At 45.0% G+C, this 17,898-nt stretch carries 20 protein-coding genes; 7 read left to right on the top strand and 13 right to left on the bottom strand.

The annotated features are described in order from the left end of the window. Positions 1–141: 141 nt before the first annotated feature. The 10 genes from J9B83_RS03060 to J9B83_RS03015 all read right to left on the bottom strand — a co-directional run bounded on the left by J9B83_RS03060 (position 142) and on the right by J9B83_RS03015 (position 9,865). Complete coding sequence (locus tag J9B83_RS03060; protein ID WP_211535259.1) at positions 142–927, bottom strand: class II glutamine amidotransferase; 786 nt, start codon at positions 925–927, stop codon at positions 142–144. Next, positions 920–2,755 carry a vWA domain-containing protein gene (locus J9B83_RS03055; RefSeq protein WP_211535258.1) on the bottom strand — a complete coding sequence of 612 codons (1,836 nt, stop codon included), beginning with the start codon at positions 2,753–2,755 and terminating at the stop codon, positions 920–922. The genes J9B83_RS03060 and J9B83_RS03055 overlap by 8 nt, the downstream gene beginning before the upstream one ends. A gap of 49 nt (positions 2,756–2,804) precedes the next feature. Further along, positions 2,805–3,287: a YcgN family cysteine cluster protein gene (locus J9B83_RS03050; protein WP_211535257.1), complete on the bottom strand. Its 483-nt coding sequence runs from the start codon at positions 3,285–3,287 to the stop codon at positions 2,805–2,807. A 2-nt stretch (positions 3,288–3,289) separates the two neighbouring features. Continuing rightward, positions 3,290–3,583, bottom strand: a complete 294-nt coding sequence (locus J9B83_RS03045) for a YcgL domain-containing protein (protein WP_211535256.1) — start codon at positions 3,581–3,583, stop codon at positions 3,290–3,292. A gap of 30 nt (positions 3,584–3,613) precedes the next feature. Next, positions 3,614–4,753, bottom strand: coding sequence for a ribonuclease D (rnd, locus tag J9B83_RS03040; RefSeq protein ID WP_211535255.1), 1,140 nt, complete (start codon positions 4,751–4,753; stop codon positions 3,614–3,616). A gap of 1 nt (position 4,754) precedes the next feature. Then, positions 4,755–5,348 (bottom strand): recombination mediator RecR, encoded by a 594-nt coding sequence (gene recR / locus J9B83_RS03035; protein ID WP_211535254.1) that lies wholly within the window; start codon positions 5,346–5,348, stop codon positions 4,755–4,757. 9 nt (positions 5,349–5,357) lie between these two features. Then, complete coding sequence (locus J9B83_RS03030; RefSeq protein ID WP_211535253.1) at positions 5,358–5,684, bottom strand: YbaB/EbfC family nucleoid-associated protein; 327 nt, start codon at positions 5,682–5,684, stop codon at positions 5,358–5,360. 16 nt (positions 5,685–5,700) lie between these two features. Continuing rightward, a complete protein-coding gene (gene dnaX, locus J9B83_RS03025) occupies positions 5,701–7,815 on the bottom strand; it encodes a DNA polymerase III subunit gamma/tau (RefSeq protein WP_211535252.1) in 2,115 nt (704 codons plus the stop codon). A gap of 215 nt (positions 7,816–8,030) precedes the next feature. Further along, the gene (gene trhO, locus J9B83_RS03020) at positions 8,031–9,026 is read right to left on the bottom strand and encodes an oxygen-dependent tRNA uridine(34) hydroxylase TrhO (RefSeq protein WP_211535251.1); all 996 of its coding nucleotides are present in this window, start codon (positions 9,024–9,026) and stop codon (positions 8,031–8,033) included. Positions 9,027–9,157: 131 nt separating this feature from the next. Then, on the bottom strand, positions 9,158–9,865 hold the full coding sequence (locus tag J9B83_RS03015) for a 2OG-Fe(II) oxygenase (RefSeq protein WP_328797688.1): 708 nt from the start codon (positions 9,863–9,865) through the stop codon (positions 9,158–9,160). 76 nt (positions 9,866–9,941) lie between these two features. On the opposite strand from J9B83_RS03015, the gene J9B83_RS03010 reads away from it, so the two are divergent. Continuing rightward, positions 9,942–11,705, top strand: a complete 1,764-nt coding sequence (locus J9B83_RS03010) for a DEAD/DEAH box helicase (protein WP_211535250.1) — start codon at positions 9,942–9,944, stop codon at positions 11,703–11,705. A gap of 7 nt (positions 11,706–11,712) precedes the next feature. Here J9B83_RS03010 and J9B83_RS03005 read toward each other — a convergent pair whose 3' ends face one another. Further along, positions 11,713–12,477, bottom strand: a complete 765-nt coding sequence (locus J9B83_RS03005; RefSeq protein WP_211535249.1) for a DUF1499 domain-containing protein — start codon at positions 12,475–12,477, stop codon at positions 11,713–11,715. Between the two features lie 251 nt (positions 12,478–12,728). Here J9B83_RS03005 and J9B83_RS03000 point away from each other — a divergent pair, with 251 nt between their 5' ends. Further along, positions 12,729–13,433: a tRNA-uridine aminocarboxypropyltransferase gene (locus J9B83_RS03000; RefSeq protein ID WP_211535381.1), complete on the top strand. Its 705-nt coding sequence runs from the start codon at positions 12,729–12,731 to the stop codon at positions 13,431–13,433. 24 nt (positions 13,434–13,457) lie between these two features. On the opposite strand, the gene J9B83_RS02995 is transcribed toward J9B83_RS03000, so the two are convergent. Continuing rightward, positions 13,458–13,940, bottom strand: coding sequence for a DUF2947 family protein (locus tag J9B83_RS02995; protein ID WP_211535248.1), 483 nt, complete (start codon positions 13,938–13,940; stop codon positions 13,458–13,460). Positions 13,941–14,085: 145 nt separating this feature from the next. On the opposite strand from J9B83_RS02995, the gene J9B83_RS02990 reads away from it, so the two are divergent. Beyond that, positions 14,086–14,277, top strand: coding sequence for a hypothetical protein (locus J9B83_RS02990; protein ID WP_211535247.1), 192 nt, complete (start codon positions 14,086–14,088; stop codon positions 14,275–14,277). Positions 14,278–14,442: 165 nt separating this feature from the next. Next, positions 14,443–15,087: an HAD family hydrolase gene (locus J9B83_RS02985; protein WP_211535246.1), complete on the top strand. Its 645-nt coding sequence runs from the start codon at positions 14,443–14,445 to the stop codon at positions 15,085–15,087. 47 nt (positions 15,088–15,134) lie between these two features. On the opposite strand, the gene J9B83_RS02980 is transcribed toward J9B83_RS02985, so the two are convergent. Continuing rightward, complete coding sequence (locus J9B83_RS02980; protein WP_211535245.1) at positions 15,135–16,163, bottom strand: nucleoid-associated protein; 1,029 nt, start codon at positions 16,161–16,163, stop codon at positions 15,135–15,137. 83 nt (positions 16,164–16,246) lie between these two features. On the opposite strand from J9B83_RS02980, the gene J9B83_RS02975 reads away from it, so the two are divergent. The 3 genes from J9B83_RS02975 to J9B83_RS02965 all read left to right on the top strand — a co-directional run bounded on the left by J9B83_RS02975 (position 16,247) and on the right by J9B83_RS02965 (position 17,847). Next, entirely contained in the window at positions 16,247–16,564 is a 318-nt protein-coding gene (locus tag J9B83_RS02975; protein ID WP_211535244.1) for a hypothetical protein, read from the top strand. A 116-nt stretch (positions 16,565–16,680) separates the two neighbouring features. Next, positions 16,681–17,103, top strand: a complete 423-nt coding sequence (locus J9B83_RS02970) for a VOC family protein (protein ID WP_211535243.1) — start codon at positions 16,681–16,683, stop codon at positions 17,101–17,103. 114 nt (positions 17,104–17,217) lie between these two features. Next, positions 17,218–17,847 carry an OmpA family protein gene (locus tag J9B83_RS02965; protein ID WP_211535242.1) on the top strand — a complete coding sequence of 210 codons (630 nt, stop codon included), beginning with the start codon at positions 17,218–17,220 and terminating at the stop codon, positions 17,845–17,847. The last annotated feature ends 51 nt before the right edge of the window (positions 17,848–17,898 follow it).

The following is a 17,898-nucleotide window of genomic DNA, read 5'->3' as shown; positions in this document are numbered from 1 at the left end:
CGAGTAAATGGTTTTAATTTGATGATTGTTGAATAACAAAGTCATTAAATGGGTCGAAGCAAAGCCAATGAGCGAGGTCAAACGATAGTGTCGAGTGAATGGCTTTGCTTCGACACTCATTAAATCATGCAAACCAAAAATTTAAAGATTTGGCCTGATCTGAAACACCACTTCCCCGCCTTCAAAAACACACAGCTCACCTTCCTGCATTTGATTCCATGTTTCATCTTGGGTTAAAGGCTGCGTAGCGATGACGGTGACGACATCTTTGTCGGTAGTGACTTCTTTAAAATCGATGATGACATCTTCGTCAGACAAGGTGGCTTGTTTAAACGGCGCACGTCGAGTGATCCAATGGAGTTTTGTGGTACAAAAGCAATACAATCGAACGCCGTCAGAAAGCATCATATTGAACACGCCGCGGCTTTTGAGTTGCAACGCCAATTCTGACAACAATGTTGAAATGTCGTCCAAACCAGGTTCCTGATCCCCAAATCGTGCTTGTAACTGCTCGATAATCCAACAAAAAGCACGTTCTGAATCCGTATTCCCCAAAGGGTGATAGCGCTCAACCGGCAAGTCATTGACGTTTTCCAATTGGCCGTTATGGGCGTACGTCCAAGTTTTCTCCCATAATAAACGACTAAAAGGATGGGTATTTAACAAAGAAACAGCACCAACATTGGCTTGGCGAATATGGCTAATCACAATGTCACATTTTAACGATGAATGGCTCATTACTTCAGCCATATCTGAATCGGCACTCGGCCTTGGGTCGTGCACAGCCCACACGTAACCGTCGCGATACATAGCCATACCCCAACCATCCTTGTGCGGGCCGGTTCGCCCGCCACGAGCACGCAAACCTGAAAAGCTGAAGCAAATATCTGTTGGTACATTGGCGCTCATGCCCAATAACTCACACATTGTCTAAACCATCTTGATTAAGGGATTGATGTTTCTGGCGGCGATACCACCATACTGCGATAAAAATAATCAATACCACGCCACTTATCGCAAGATAAAGAGAGGCATTGGTTGACGATAAGTCTCTCGCACTGGCGATAACTTTTTCGACCTTAGGTGCCACCTTAGGCTCGCCTTGCGACATCTCTGAATCCTCGATATCGTCGCTGTTTACCAAAGTAAAGGTTGGCGCTATTTGCATAGGTGCTAGATTTTTATTGCCGGCCATATCTGGAAGCACTGCAGCGACTTGGGTTATTGCTTGAACTAAACCGACACTGGGAGCAGCGTCACCCACTCGGGCAAAGCGCCAAGTAGGTGTCAAATAATCAAACGTCGTACCGCGGCTAGTTACACCCCTAAAATGACCTTGCACTGTCACATTATCATCCGCTACTACGGGAATAATTTTTTCCCAATAGCCTTGATTTAACAGCGACATAGTTTCTGTGTTAGTGGTGCCATTGCTGTACGAGAGTTCTAGCGTCAACTCGGAACGTAAGAGATCGAGTTGATCAATAGTTGGCGTGGCAGAAAAGGACACCAGATTGCCACCAGATAAGCTGCCTGTAAGCTCAATAGCCGGTGACACTGTTATAACTTGGCTGATTTGGCGGAATACGCCAGCACCGTTGATCTCGGTGCGAAGTTCATAGTGACCTGGGGACTCAATGCCCGACAACGTTTGCTCAAATTGCTCAGCATTTTGTGTCATCGATTGGGTATAAAGCGTTTCTTTTAAATCGCCATTTAACCGCATTAATGTTTGCGTCGCATTTAGCGGCTGACTGCCTCTCAGAAGACTTACTTGGGTTGCGATCGGTTCATTCTGAAACACCACGGTTGGTAAAGGCGTCGCTTGAATAGTCAGTGGGCTAACAATACGAACACGAGTACGATTCATATCTGCTTGATTAACTTGCCAATCGCCCACTTCAGGCTTTAACAATTCAATAATGGTGTAATGCGCCGATTCTTTGACAGACACCGCTTCGCGGTTACTCAATAGCAATGAGCTGCCATCGGGGTGAAGTAATTCGGGTGTGACGCCAGGCTCATGGAACGTCAGCAAAGATAAGCGCTCTATGGACTCGTCTACATAAAAGCGGTTGCCATCTAAAGGTAGTTCATTGGAAACCAGCGCTTGAGAGAAAATACAGTCAAAGGTATCGAGTAAATCGTCAGGCACCGCGACCTCTGTGTGGCTTGCATTGGTTTGCAAAGAGATGGCATTTAGTAGCGCTTTGTCTGTGTAACCGGTCATGGATACTGTGTGCAAATGCACGTTCAGGTCGTTCAATTCACCGACTAGCTCCGACAAGATACGATCACGAGAGGCTTTGTTTACTGCATCATCTAAGCTGATATCGACAAAACCATCGGTTACTAGAATCCAATGTCGGTCTATGTTTAAAGATAAATCTTCAGAATCGGGTGTGTCTAAAAGTAGACGGAGAATCGCTTCTAAATCAGTTTTCACATCTTGCGTCACATAGTGGCTCACATAACGCGCTAAGGTCGCGCGGCTGTCGTCATTAACAAGAGACTCTGGCAACAAGACTCTAGGCTCTTCCCCAAATAACCAAACACCTAGGCTGCTGGTTTCGTCGGGAGAAAGCTCTGACAGCAAACGCAAAGCTTCAGAGGTTAACCTGTCTGGATCGCTGGTTTGCATACTGCCAGAGGCATCAACAATGATACGAAATTGCGTGTCCGCCACAGCGAAAGACGTCCATAAAGACAAGAGCGCTGTCGTTAGCAAGATTGCCTTGATTTTCAACCACTTCATGTTGACACACTCCATTTGTGACGCACTTAATGTTAAGACCGTTAAATAATCACGTATTCATATCATAAGGTTCTGGCATACCATGCACCCACTTAATGATATGAGTATCCCACTCTTCTTCGTCGACTGTCGATTCGTTCACGGCGTAATGTTCAACCGTTAATCCCTGGCGCATCATCTCTTTGCGACTGCCCACTACCAAAGGATGCCAGTTTGGCAGCTCCTTGGTTTCATGCAATACACGATAACTGCAAGTATCTGGTAACCACTGAAAATCATCGATCTGATCGGGCGTAAGCGTTATGCAGTCGGCGACTTTAGCTTGTCGCGATTCATAAACCTTACACTGACAAGTCGCAATGTTAAGCTGCTTGCAGGACAAATTGGTGTAAAAGACCTCTTCGGTTTCATCGTCCTGCAGTTTTTGCAAGCAACATTTACCACACCCATCGCACAAGGATTCCCATTCATCTTTGGTCATTTGCGACAAGGGCGTGGTTTTCCAAAAAGGCTCATAACGCTTTGCTATCATAATCAGTACACCGCTTGCGTCGGCGTTTTATATAGGTCTAGTAGGTAATCGTCTTTCGCTGGTGGTAACTGCAGATAAAAGCCTTTATCACGAAGCCCTTCAATGACACTTTGTGCATTTGCACGGGCCAATTTACTTTCCGGCGTCAACAACATGGTCATAGCACTCACGCCCTTACCGAAGCGAGACATTAAGTCTTCTGGGATGTCTTTCAAGCCGATTTTCTTTTCTACGTACAAATACATGCCATCGTGCTTGGAAGAACGAAAGACTTCGACAATTAAATGTTGCTTCATAATGCTCTCTTGACCTTATTTGGTCATTTGCTATTTTTTGAATTTTTCTAGTACTGGGTTCACGATCACATCGCGGCGCCAGCCGGTCATCGCCGGATTGGCCCAATCAATGTCAGAGCCATCAAACAAATGACGCACCAAAGGATCGAGTAATTTGCGTTTCATCATGGCCTCTGGGGCGATGTTTAACGCCTCAGATTTCTGTCTAATAAAAGCCTTAATCGATTTGGTCAGTTCACCCGCTTGAGATGGCAAAGGCATTTCTAGTGGCAGCTGGTATTCATCTGGCGAGAGTTGGTTCACCAAAGCGACTTTTTCTAAAATCACCTCGCCATACAAACGATGCTGCTTGCCCGTTAGTTCTTCGGCGTCGGACACGGCTTTGTGGTGAGTCGGTAACATTTTTGCCAACGACCAAAGAGTGCGATCTTTTAATATCTGACCCTTTGGCACGTTTTCTTGGCGCGCTTGCTCATCGCGCCAAATGAACAGCAAACGCAACAAAGTCAGCCCAGCCGGCGATAAGCGCCACGCGGTTTTAATACCATCCCAGTTTTGCTCAGGATCGGAATTCATTTGATATTGCCATTTCAGCGACTCGCAGTCTTCTAGCACCCACTCCTGCATGTTTTTCTCTTGCAGACGGGCAATTTGCATCGGGTACACTTTAGCTAAGTACACCACATCAAGGGCGGCATAACGCTTTTGCGCATCGGTTAGCGGGCGTTGTGTCCAGTCAGAACGGGTTTCGTCTTTCGCCACTTCAATGTGCAAGTATTCATGAATCAGCTTCACATAACTAAGCGACCATTGGGCGCTAGCATAAGCTTCGCCGATTTGGGTGTCGTAAAACGGGGTTGGAAGCACGCCAAGTAGTCGATCGAACACGTCCAAATCTTCTGAGCAAGCGTGAAATACTTTCATCACCGCAGGATTGACCATCAAGGCTTTTAATGGCGCCCATTCGTCAATCGTCAAAGGATCGATCAGTACGGCTTTGTCGCCCTCACTAATTTGGATCAAGCCGGTAATTGGAAAATACGTGGTTCGACGAATGAACTCGGTATCAACAGCGATGACCGGCAATTGCGCCCAGTAATCACACCAGGTTGCCAAGGATTCATTGTCACCAACCCACACAATTGCCAGAGTATCATCTTGATCATTCATATTAGAGTGTCTTCCGTCCCTCCAGCGCGAGCGCCAGAGTGTTGCCATCAACGTATTCCAGCTCACCGCCCATAGGAACACCGTGAGCAATACGACTTACATTGATGTTCAATGTTTTTAGTTTTTCCGCGATATAATGGCAAGTTGCCTCACCTTCTACCGTAGAATTGGTGGCGATAATCGCCTCTTCCACGCTGTTGTGCTGAACCAAGGCTTCTAATCGATCCAGCCCCAATTCTTCTGGGCCAATGCCATCTATCGGTGACAAATGCCCCAGCAAAACAAAATAACGCCCCGTGTAAGTGCCTGCCGACTCAATGGCGACCACGTCCGCCGGGGTTTCAACAATACACAAACGCTTTGCATCTCGCTCGGGATCTTGGCAAATCTCGCACTCTGATTCTTCTGTCAAAATGCGACAACTGGAGCAACGCCCGACTTTATCGAGCGCCTCTCGCAGCGCATTCGCTAACCTGTCTGCCCCTTGAAAATCACGTTCGAGTAAATACAAAGCCATTTTTTGCGCCGATCTTGGGCCAACGCCTGGCAAACAACGCAACGAATCAATCAATTCTTTAATTAAGGGACTAAACAAATTCCACTCCTAGAATGGCATTTTAAAACCAGGTGGCAAGGACATACCCGCTGTGGCGGCGGCCATTTTTTCTTTTTGGCTGACTTCAATGTTACGTACCGCGTCGTTAATCGCAGCAGCGACTAAATCTTCTAGCATTTCTTTGTCATCGCCCACAAGGGAGTCGTCAATAGAAACGCGTTTTACATCATGGCGACCAGTCATCAGGATTTTAACCAAACCCGCGCCGGATTGACCTTCTACTTCCATGTTTGCCACTTCTTCTTGGGCTTTTTGCATATTTTCTTGCATTTGTTGCGCTTGGCGCATCATGTTACCCATTCCACCTTTAAACATATCTTTGCTCTCCAAATTAAGCTTTAACTTTGACGGTATCGTATACCAATTGTGCGCCCATGGTTGTCGTTAGGGCTTGCACAACGGGATGTGAATTCAAATATTGTATAGCCACTTGTAAGGCCTCAGCGCGCTTACTCGCGGCAAATTCTTCTGCGGTCACGCCGCTGGTGTCTTCCACCGTGTCAATGATTAGAGGCACCGCCATAGCGAAAAAATCACTCAGTGCCGACTGCACCTGTTCATATCGTGCTTGGTTCAACATGTGCCCATATTCTAAAGGCACTTGCAAGCGAATACCTTGATCACTAGCATCAACTAAACTCGAGTTCATGACAATATTTTGCACCAAGCCTGTCAGACTCAAACGCGGCGCCACCAACCACCAAAGCTTCATGGTTAAGTCTTGAAAATGCGCCAGTTCTGGCATAGGCATCCCTAATGCCGGCTGGGCAATGGTGTCTGGCACCTTCGCCAGACGAGTATCCATTCCGGTGCTTTCTAAACTCGTCTCGTCGGATGATTCACTCTCTGACGGTACAGGATCTGCGGCCAACGCATCGACTAAATCCGCCGCTGGATTAAAAGGATCGGTCACATCGGCGATCGCTTGCTCTTCGGCTTCTTCCTCATCCTCGTCTTCATCGCTGATGCTGTCATCATCGGCAAACGATGTCGCCGCCACGAAAGGCGTCTGTTCCTGTTGTTTTGGCTCGACATGATCGCTCGGCGCCGGCGACGCCACTTGCTCGGTGTCATTTATATGGGTTTGAGGCGCTACACTTTCAACGGGCGCGACCTCAACCGCTGTTTTTTTTTCATCTGAGCTTGGCGAATCTTGCCAAGGTGGGCGCTCGGCCTGCAATTGGGCTGTTGTTTTGCTTTCTACTGCTATGGCGGTTGGCTCAGGTTCAACGGGCGCTTGCGTATCTACTGGAGGCGGCTCAGACGCTACAACCGGCTTTGGTTGAGCCTCTTCGTAAGTCTTTTCGTATGTCTCAGTGTTCGTGATCGGTGCCGCTTGATGGCTCACCATCATGGGCGGCGCAGGGCGAAAGGCAATAAGCCTTAGCATCAGCATTTCAAAACCCGCACGAACCGAATGAGCGAGCGGCAAATCACGTCGACCGATCAACAAGCTTTGATACATCATCTGAATTTCTTCGGCGCTGACGCTGGACGCTACCGCTTGAATTCGAGGCAAATCTCCCAATTGATCCACCAGCGCGCCCGGCACCTGCTGTTCGATCGCTACACGGTGCAACACATCCAATAAACTGCCACAAATAGCGCCAAAATCAGGCTGATAATCCGCAAGCTGCTCGATGCGTGATAACACTTGTGCGGCGTTTTTTGCCGCCACACTTTCTAATAAATCTAGAATTTGTGTCTGATTGACCAAGCCCAGCATGGCCGTAACGCCAGATTCAGAAATGGTCCCGTTACCAAAAGCAATGGCTTGATCGGTTAAGCTCAACGCGTCTCGCATGCTGCCATTAGCCGCTTGGCCGATTTGCCACAAGGCGGGCTGGTCAAAACTCACTTCTTCTGTATTCAATACGGTTTGCAAATAATCCACCACCCGTTGTGGCGACATGTTTTTAAGGTTGAATTGCAAACAACGTGACAACACAGTCACGGGCAGTTTTTGTGGATCTGTGGTCGCCAATAAAAATTTAACGTGTGCAGGCGGTTCTTCTAGCGTTTTCAACAAGGCGTTAAAGGAGTGAGTCGAGAGCATGTGAACTTCGTCTATCAGATAGACCTTAAAGCGCCCACGAGTTGGTGCATATTGTACGTTTTCCAGCAGCTCGCGAGTATCTTCGACCTTGGTTCGAGACGCCGCATCCACTTCAATCAGGTCGACAAAACGACCCTCGGCGATTTCACGGCAACTGTCACAGGTACCGCATGGCTCAGGAGAAATACCGTTGGTTTCACAGTTTAAGCATTTGGCGAAAATACGTGCAATGGTTGTTTTACCCACGCCACGGGTGCCGGTAAACAGATACGCATGGTGCAAACGCTGTTGGCGTAGTGCGTTGACCAACGCTTGAAGAACATGGTCTTGCCCAGCCATTTCTAAGAAGGTTTGCGGGCGCCATTTACGTGCTAAAACTTGATAACTCATGATGGGTACTGGCTGATAAAAAAGCGGTTTTTCATTGTACGGCAGTACGAAGCATTTCGGAACCACTCATCGCTTACGAGGTGATCAGGAAAGGGAAGAAATAACAAAAAATGACGTTATAAAGATCTAAAATAAAAGATTAGAATGACTTTTGCTCACTGTATTGTTTGCAGCAAACAAAAGTCGTAACAAAAACAAGGATTAAGCCAATCGATTTAGCTGGCTTGCGCTTCGCGTATTTTACGTTGACGCTCTTTTTCGAGGGCTTTTTCAACGCGATGCTTCTCTACGGCATCCAAGACTTCGGCTCCAATGTGCTCTTCGCCTCGAGCGCGAGCCAATTGCACTTGACGTTCACGCTCGATAAATCGCTGGCGCTGTTCATCGGTAAACTTATCGATACAATGTACACAGCTGACGCCCTGAACATAATGCTCGCTTTGTTTTTCTTCTTCCGTGATCGGCATACGACAAGCATGGCACTGGTCGTATTCGCCCTTTTGAAGGTCATGGTTTACCGAAACGCGGTTATCGAACACAAAGCACTCGCCTTCCCACATGGTGTCTTCTTTTGGCACGTCTTCAAGGTATTTTAGAATGCCGCCCTCAAGGTGGTACACCTCTTCAAAGCCTTGCTCTAGCATGTAAGCCGTGGACTTTTCACAACGAATACCGCCGGTGCAAAACATGGCGACTTTTTTCTGCTTCGCTGGGTCCATATTCTCTTTCACATAACCTGGGAACTGGCGGAAAGTATCGGTTTTTGGGTTCACCGCATTTTTAAAGGTGCCAATTTGCACTTCGTAATCGTTACGGGTGTCGACCAACATCACATCGGGATCGGAGATCAACGCATTCCAATCGGAAGGTTTTACATAGGTTCCCACAACACGCTTAGGGTCTATACCTTGAATCCCCATGGTGACGATTTCTTTTTTCAGTTTTACTTTTGTACGGTAGAAGGGCATGTCTTCGTCGTAAGACTCTTTGTAGCCGATATTTTCTAAGCCAGGCTGCTGATCTAGCCAAGCTAACAAGGCATCGATGCCTTCACGAGAACCCGCAACCGTGCCATTGATGCCTTCGCTGGCCAATAGCAAGGTACCGCGAATAGCGTTGTCTTCAAGGGTATTTAATAAGGGTTCACGCAGAGATTCAAAATGCGGCAATTCAACAAACTTATACAAGGCACACACAACAACTTTAGACATACTTTCTCCTATGCGATCTGGAACGTAAAACCAGAGCAATTAAACAAGGCGCGCATTATAGAGACTTATCGATGTATTTTCGAGGCAAACAGCCTATAAACATCAGGATTCAAGGGAATATAACCGTACTTTTATTGATCTGGGTCAAGCGTCATGCTTGTGGTGTTGTTCACTCGAAACCACCCTGCGATGCTGTGTCGAGTGCGCTTGGCGACAATCACTTCATGATGAAAGCATTCACTCAGAAAAACCGCCAAGCGGCCTTTTTTTGGGAAAAAACGACCTATTTCAATATCGGGGTTGTTTTCATCGTAAATCACCAGCTCTCCGCCATCGCCATCTTGCCAGTCGTCATTAAGGTACAAAACCGTAGACAAAATTCGATTACTTTCACCTTTAAAGGCGTCTAAATGCTTTTCATAAAAGGCGCCTTTTTCGTAACGAGCGAAGTGCGCCTCATAATCAAACAAACCTAAAAAAAGTCGTCGATTTAACGCAATGCGAAGCTCTTCCATGGTACGCAAAAAGTCTTTCCGTATCGGTTTATCTGGGTCAATCCATTGAATGTAGTCACGTCGCGCGTCCAATACCAATTGATGATCTTGCTTGCGCCCCACTCCCGCTTGTAGCATAAAAGCATTTTGAATGTTTTCTGCCTCATCTTTGAGCGCCTGGGTAAATCCAGTTGAAAAAAAATCATCCTGTACGCTCCAACCCTGCGTTTGCAAATCCATTAGTAATGAAGAAAAAGGCGCCTCTCGGCTAAAAGCTGGGATGGAATTTTCAACATAAAGACGATTTAAGTCGGGTTCAAGGGTAGGCATAGATAGATTAATCACTGTCAAAAAGGCAAAATCACCGTGACGGCTATAGTACTGCAGCGCCCCCTTCAACACACCAAGATTTCGATACGCTATGACGACAAATCACACTTTTAAATTACGGGATTACCAAACACAAGCCGTTGAAGCGGCTTTGTCGCATTTTCGTCAAAGCAGCGATCCAGCGGTTATTGTTTTGCCCACGGGCGCAGGAAAGAGCTTGGTGATTGCCGAGCTAAGCCGCCTTGCTCGGGGTCGAGTCGTTTGTTTGGCTCACGTAAAAGAATTAGTGGAACAAAATCACAGCAAATTTTTAGCCACGGGCGCCACGGCAGGTATTTTTTCGGCGGGTCTAAATCAAAAGAATCACGCGTCTAAAACCACCTTTGCCAGCATTCAATCCATGGCCAGCAACCTAAACGCCTTCAATGATCCTGTTAGCCTCATTATTATCGATGAATGCCATCGTGTTGCCATGGAAGAAAGCGGCCAATATCAACAAGCCATTGAGCACTTCAAAGCGCTCAATCCAAAGGTAAAAATCTTAGGCCTAACCGCAACACCTTATCGTCTCGGCAGTGGCTGGATCTATAAACGGCACTACCACGGCTATATTCGAGCCGTCACTGATGCCTTTTTTAGCGACTGTATTTTCGAGTTACCCTTGCAGCACATGGTCAAAAAAGGCTATTTAACCCCTCCTATTCATTATGACGCTGCCATCACCCATTATGATTTTAGTTTACTCACCGAGAGTCTTGATGGGGAACAAAACACCGACGACATAGCCTTAAACGAACTCATTCACAAGCACCCTCGCGTTACCCAAGCGGTTAGCGAGCAAATTGTACAGTTAAGTGAACACCGCCAAGGGGTAATGATTTTCGCCTCATCCATTGATCATGCCGAGGAAATTGTCGGTTATTTGCCCAACCATAATACTGCACTGATCACAGGCAAAACCGCACTCAAACAAAGAGATAGCATTATCTCGGCATTTAAAGCCAAACAGATCAAATTTTTGGTCAATGTGTCGGTATTAACCACAGGGTTTGATGCTCCCCATGTGGACGTGATTGCAATCTTAAGACCGACTCAGTCCATTAGCCTGTTTCAGCAGATTGTGGGTCGTGGCTTACGTTTGAGCCCTGGTAAAAAAGACTGCCTAGTATTGGATTACACCAATAATGGCTATGATATTTTTCAGCCAGAAATCGGTGAAAAACGCCCTACTCCGGACTCTGTGGCGGTACAAATCCACTGCCCTGAATGTGATTTTGCCAACACTTTTTGGGGAAGAAAAGACTCAGAAGGTAATGTGTCAGAACATTTTGGGCGACGTTGTCATGGCTTGGTCGAAACAGAGCAAGGGGAAGCACAATGCGCTTATCGTTTCCGTTTTAAACGCTGCCCCCATTGCAATGAAGAAAACGACATTGCCGCCCGTCGGTGCCAACACTGTGACGAAAAACTCATCGATCCAGATGATCTACTCCGCAACGCTCTCAACTTAAAAAACAATAAGGTACTACGCTGTTCGGGCATCACAACAGAACTGGATAAAAACAAACAAGCACTAAAGATCGTCTACCATGATGAAGATGGTGTCACCTTATCAGAGACTTTTCGATTTAATTTAAATAAATCACGAAAGGTGTTTAATGAGCAATTTGCGAGAAGATTAGCTAATGGAAGCCACGTCATTGAGTTTGAAAAAGTAGAAGATGTCACACAGTTTTTAGAATACCTACCCTTTCCAGACTTTGTTATCGCAAAGAAAATGAAACAATATTGGCAAGTTACAGAACGATTATTTGACTACGAAGGCCCTTATCGTAAAGCAAATGAGCAGCACTAAAAGTCGACTAACGAACGGAGCTCATGTTTGGCATATCAGACCGTTCAAGCGCCAATGACAAGTCTGCCATAAAGGATTCAATTCGCTGAGCGTTGACGCCAAAATCTCCATTCCCCACTCTGGAGCAAGAACGCATATCCACCTTCACTTCGCCATCTTTAAAATCCGCCACTCGAATTACCACATCATCACGAAAGCCAAAAATGGGTGTGCGTGCTGTAGCTTCAATAATACCGGCGGCTGAATACAGAGCAACAATTTCCCAACCACGTTCTTGTACAAGCCTTACAGCTAGAGCGTATACATAGGGTTTGTCTTTATCAGAAAAAACAGGCTGCACATCTGGGTAATACTCTTGCTGAATAGGTGCAAAATCGGCATCGTAGTGAAGGTCGTTTTCTTTGGATTTTCGGATGAAATTAACGTTTAAGTAAGCTGGCGGCATGACGGTATCTGTAGTGATATCGCTAATTTTAGGCAAGTTTATGCGCTGTATGTAAAAACCTATCCACATGATGCTGTAGGCCACTGAAACAATGAGCACAAGGGAGAAGAAGCGCTTGTAAGCAGGGTTAGACTCTCGACGGCAAACCCCTAGAGACAAAGCTGCCAAAATAGATAAGATCAAGGAGGCAAAAACGCTTTTACGCAATAAAGAAAATCCGGTCGTTGGCTCAAACATACCAACACGAACTCCGGCAATAGAAATAAATGCTACACACCCGACCAACATAAGCAGAATGTACAAAACCGGAGAGATATAACGACCCATAAACAACTCATACCTAAAAAATAATATCTGTCACCATATCGCGACTAAAGAACCACGAACAGAAGCAAATCTTAGCTTTGTAAGCATTCCTTGGTATTTGCATATTTTATGTAAGGTTTTAGTGAAAAAAACCAATATGACAGGACTTTGTTTACGATCTGAAACATTCGAAACAAAGCAAACTGACCTAGACATTTTGAAAGAAAGGGAGATAATAATTGCTCAAATTTCGAGTGCAGCCTCTTCCATCTATGACAGCCTACAAGCACAGTGTCGATATATTACGCGAGCAATGCAGAGTCGACTCCACAAGACCCTTTTTAGCAAGAGGTTCTAATACCCGTCGTTGTGAAAATTGCCTTATGGCAGAGTTTGCTTGCTTTTGTTTTAACCGAACAAGCCAAACATCTCCCATTCATTTTATCTTGTTATTTCACCGTGACGAAATTCACAAACCCACGAACAGTGGTCGACTGATTGCAGACCTCTTCCCCCACGACACTGAAGCATTTCTATGGGATAGAACCCAGCCATCAAAGGCATTGTTGGCTTCGCTAGAAAAAGCTCAAAATAATTGCACCGTTTTATTCCCACGCACAGACAAAGCAAAAGAGCAGAAACGGTCAGAAAGAGCCCTGCCCATTCAACAATGTCCAGATAATACTAAACACACCTTTGTTATTTTGGATGGTACTTGGAAGCAGGCTAGTAAAATGTTTCATCAAAGTGAATGGCTTAAAGCACTTCCACACCTTGAGCTAAACAGTGATGTGCAACGCTCATTCCTTGTACGCCACTCAAAGCATCAAATGCAATTCGCTACCGCAGAAGTGACGGCTATGCTGCTGTCTGCACTAGGTCACAACACTCAAAGCGACACACTACTTCAATACTACACTTTGTTTAATGAGCGCTGCTTAGCAAGTCGAAAGCGTGGCAATGAGCTGACAGTGTGAAAGAAAATAACGTAATTTAATAACTTAGAACACGCGATAGAGCAAGTTCACCCAGCCATTTGAATGGAACTGAGCTGCTTGCTTCTTTTTCTTACCAACCAAAACTGGGCCATTATCCAGAAATAAACATGCCTTCCAAACTCTTTTGAACACCCCCCAGGGCATTTCAAACACCAACTCATTATGGCAACAAAAGTAAACCGTCGTATCTTCTCCCCATGCAGAAAAGTGCGCCAATAATAGCTCAGGCAAATCGTCATGATCGCTGTCCCATGCTTTTTCCCACAGCAGCTTACCATTTGGCACCTGAGCAGCCTCTTTTTGTTGCCAATCTTGTGTCGAGAAATGATCCGGATGCAATTGATCAGCACTAATGTAGTTACGCCAAATTTCTCTCGCCGCCAACTCAGTCAACATCTTAATTTGAGCAACATCTTCAGGCGCAACACTTGGGTCGCTGCGTTTAAATATCCAGCTTTTTGAAAAACCTTCTAACGGTTGGTACAAGACAACTCCTAGATACAATCTATATGATGAAAAAAACTAACGAAACAGATGAAAAACGATCGTTTGCTCGATAATCATCTCCCCCTTACACTTCTTTTTGTTGTAATAAAACAACATTTTTTAAGTAAATCAACAGGAGATAATCATGGACTCACAAGAACAGTATGAAGCACTTTTAGCTAAATGGGGCTATACAGACAACTCGGCTAAAATCCAACGTCGCCGTCAGGCTCGCGCTAAAATAGTCAAAGCCTCATTGGTATTTTTAACCTCGATCATTAAACGGGCCAAAAAACTCACCCACTCCCCTGCACAAGCAGGACAATTAAGTCATTAATTATTTAGCTATAAGAATCATCTACTTTTTCATGCTCATAATAAGCAGTCACTAAGTTATCGTAAACACTTCTTTTCCAAGGGATAAAAATAACAACCCGCCCTTTCTTTCTGTCATAAGAATTCGTTACTATCCAAACACAGCTTCAATATGGATTTTATCGTTATGGCTTATTCTTACAAAGCAATTATCTTTGATTGTGATGGCGTTATTGTCGATACGGAAACGCTTTCTAACAGAATACTCAAATCTCTTTTAATCGAACAAGGCTTACACCTAGACGACAAAACACTGCACGCGCAATTCACCGGCTTTACCAACCAAGAAAACTTGGCAAACGCAGAAAAGCTTTTGGGTCGAGCCTTACCTGTAGACTTTGATGCTAATTATCGCCAACAATTCCATAACGCCATCAACAACAAACTCACACCAATCAAAGGTGTCCTGCAACTATTGGAAAAAATACAAGTTCCCATTGCGATGGCCACTAATGCCCGTCGCGAAGAAATGGAATTTAAACTTCACAAAATACAATTGAGCCAACGATTTGCTACTCGTTTCTGCGTGGAGGATGTGAAAAATGGAAAGCCTGCTCCCGACCTTTACTTAAAAGCTGCGGCCGCGCTTAGTGTTTTACCCAAGGATTGTTTGGTTATCGAAGATTCAGTAGCAGGAATTGGCGCCGGCCGTGCCGCCGGCATGAAGGTGCTCGCTTTTAGTGAAAGCGTAGACAAAGCAATACAGCTAACAGCAGGTGCAAGCGAATGCTTTGACTCTATGGCGGAACTTGAAACCTTGCTTGGGCTTTAGGTGCACTCGACAACACAGCCTAAATTTAGCCCTGCTGTCGAAACAATTTAATTAGACATGGACTGAAGCTGCTTAAGTAGGCTTTTTGGGAGCTCTTTTATCGTTAGTGTGCCAGTATCCGCATCGAACACTATTGATTCACCCAATAAGTCACTGTCAAAACTCATCGTAAGGGCGCGAGAGCTGCCAGACAATCTTGTCAGCTTTTTAAGTGCTGCCTTTTCCACAAAGATTTCTTGTTCCATTTTAAAGGAGTCAGAGTCCGCTATTTCTAAAAATTTATTCGCCTGTTCTACCGAAAAACGCGACGCAACCTGAGAAGCTATGTCTTTTATCGCTAACGGCTCTCTTTCTTCTGCCTTCGCCTGGCATTGCTCTGCCACTACTTTTTTAAATTCATTAGCCTGCTTTGATGCCAAGCCCTCTGACTGACAAAATGCCGAGGTCAAATCTACTAATTTTCGCGTTTCTTTCGCTGCAACTTTAGGCTCATCACATCCAATAAATTGAGTGAAGTATTCGCTTTCATGTTTGGGAGCCCGACCAAAACGAAAAGAAATATAACGCCCTTCATCGCCAGCTTGCCACGCACTTAAGTTTATCCGCAAAGACATGTGCAATTTCTCGACTTCAATTTGTTCAATTTGAGACAAACTAAGGTCAGCACTTAATCCAATGCCCTCTTTTCGCTTAAGCATCACAATATAAAGGAAATGTGTGCCATGTAACTCGTAATGATTGAACCATAACAAGCCACCAGCGACCTCTTCGACAGGCTCTAAATAGGTCAGATAATTTGCAGCACATTCACGTGTAAAACTGGGAAAGTCGGTAAAAGCGTCCTCTTTAAAATACTTAGTCAACAAAGCGGGCAATTGTGCCCCATCCACACTGCCTTGCGGATTGGCAAAGCGACCGGTATTCATTCCGGACCGGTTAAATAAACTTGTCACTTGAGCAAACAAGGTTTCTGCTTGATCATCGATAGGGTTTTCGTTAGGCCGAGCAATCAGTATGGCTTTGCGCTCACCTTGTTGTTTTTGAATCTCATGCACAATTAAGTTGCTAATAGACATCAGCCACCTCTTACGTTTAATATGAATAGAATACGGTCAATATTTAACCCATCGACAGCAGGATCTTCTCCATTCCTATCACCATGATAAAACCAAAAACAACAAAAAAAGACACACGCAAAGAGCTTGAATCATTGGTCGATCAGTTTATTGAAAGGAATGGTTCGATCCAGCAAGTTGATATGGGAGAATCTGGATTAATTGATGGCAAGTATAACACGAGTCACATTGGCTTTAGTGAGCCGAAACAAAATCGAACGCCATTAAACCACGTAGTCGCCGCCATCCAACAAAAAAAGCATAAGAAAACCACGACACCAGTCATCGTCAAAAAGAAGCCAAAGAAAAAAGTCATTTATGATGATTTTGGTGAGCCTCTGAGGTGGGTCTGGGAGGAATAAGAAGGTAAAAAGAATTTTTAAACTCCTTTGTTGAACCTAGCTAATTTTACTGCATTAATTGGCCCTCTTAGTCACACTCATCTATTCCAAACACACACAAACAACAGGAATCCTGTATGTCTATACGCTACTTACACGCCATGATAAGAACCGATAAACCGGAAGAGAGCCACACTTTTTATACAAAGGGACTAGGCTTAATTCAAACTCGGCGCATGGACAGCGAGAAGGGTCAGTTTTCGCTTATTTACTATGCAACCGAAGAAGGTGCACCTGAAGTGGAGCTCACTCACAACTGGAGTGATCGAAGCTACACTGGAGGCGATCAATTTGGCCATTTGGCTTTCGAAGTGGAGAATATTTATCAGGTCTGCGAAAGACTCCAATCCATCGGTGTTACAATATTACGCCCACCAAGAGATGGCCATATGGCGTTTATTAAAGATCCAAATAACATTTCAATTGAATTGCTACAAAAGGGCGACGCTCTTGAAAGTGCCGAGCCTTGGGCATCTATGGATAACACAGGCAGCTGGTAGTTACAAAAGATTACACAAAAAGCGAAAAAATAAACAAACTTACAAATATCTGTTGGCTATTTCGCTTGTTTGTTTTTAATCTTATTGCATGAAAGCACTGTATAAGGTCTGAGCATGAAGTTACCTATTCGAATCATCAGCATTGTTAGTATGTTGTTTGCCTTTCAAACACACTACACTATTGCATCAGAGACTCTCTATACCTCTGATATACAGCCTCGCCTTGCTGATGCAGACAAAGATGGTGTTATTGATGCTAGAGACCTTTGCCCAGGCACACCCATAAGTGCGGCCATTGATAACAATGGCTGTTCTAACCAGGTAACAAAGCTACTGTCTGTGGAACTAAATGTTCTTTTCGACTCTGGAAAATCTGATATTAAGCCTCGCTTTTACAGCGAACTTAAAAGCCTTGCTGATTTCCTCAAGAGCAACCCAAACAGCAACGTTGTCATTGAAGGCCATACTGACAGCGATGGGTCAGCCGAATTGAACCTAAACTTATCTCAACAACGAGCATCAGCCATTTCAAATGTACTCATAGACAGCTTCAGAATTGATCCGAGCAGAGTTAAAGGCATTGGTTATGGTGAAAGCCGCCCTATCTCTGAAAACGATACTGCTGAAGGTCGCGAACTAAATCGTCGAGTGGTTGCTGAAGTTTTTGCACAACAGCAATTTGCAAATGAGCGCTGGACCATTTACAGCATAGATAATGAAAATACCGCGTTTAACAGCAAGTAAGTCTTTTTACTGTTAAATTAGAACTATTTTTCCTAATAACTCAATCCTATT

It is taken from the genome of Marinomonas vulgaris, assembly GCF_018145875.1.
Classification (GTDB): Bacteria; Pseudomonadota; Gammaproteobacteria; order Pseudomonadales; family Marinomonadaceae; genus Marinomonas; species Marinomonas vulgaris.
Note: the sequence above shows the minus strand (reverse complement) of the source record. Positions and strands in the feature narration are given on the sequence as shown.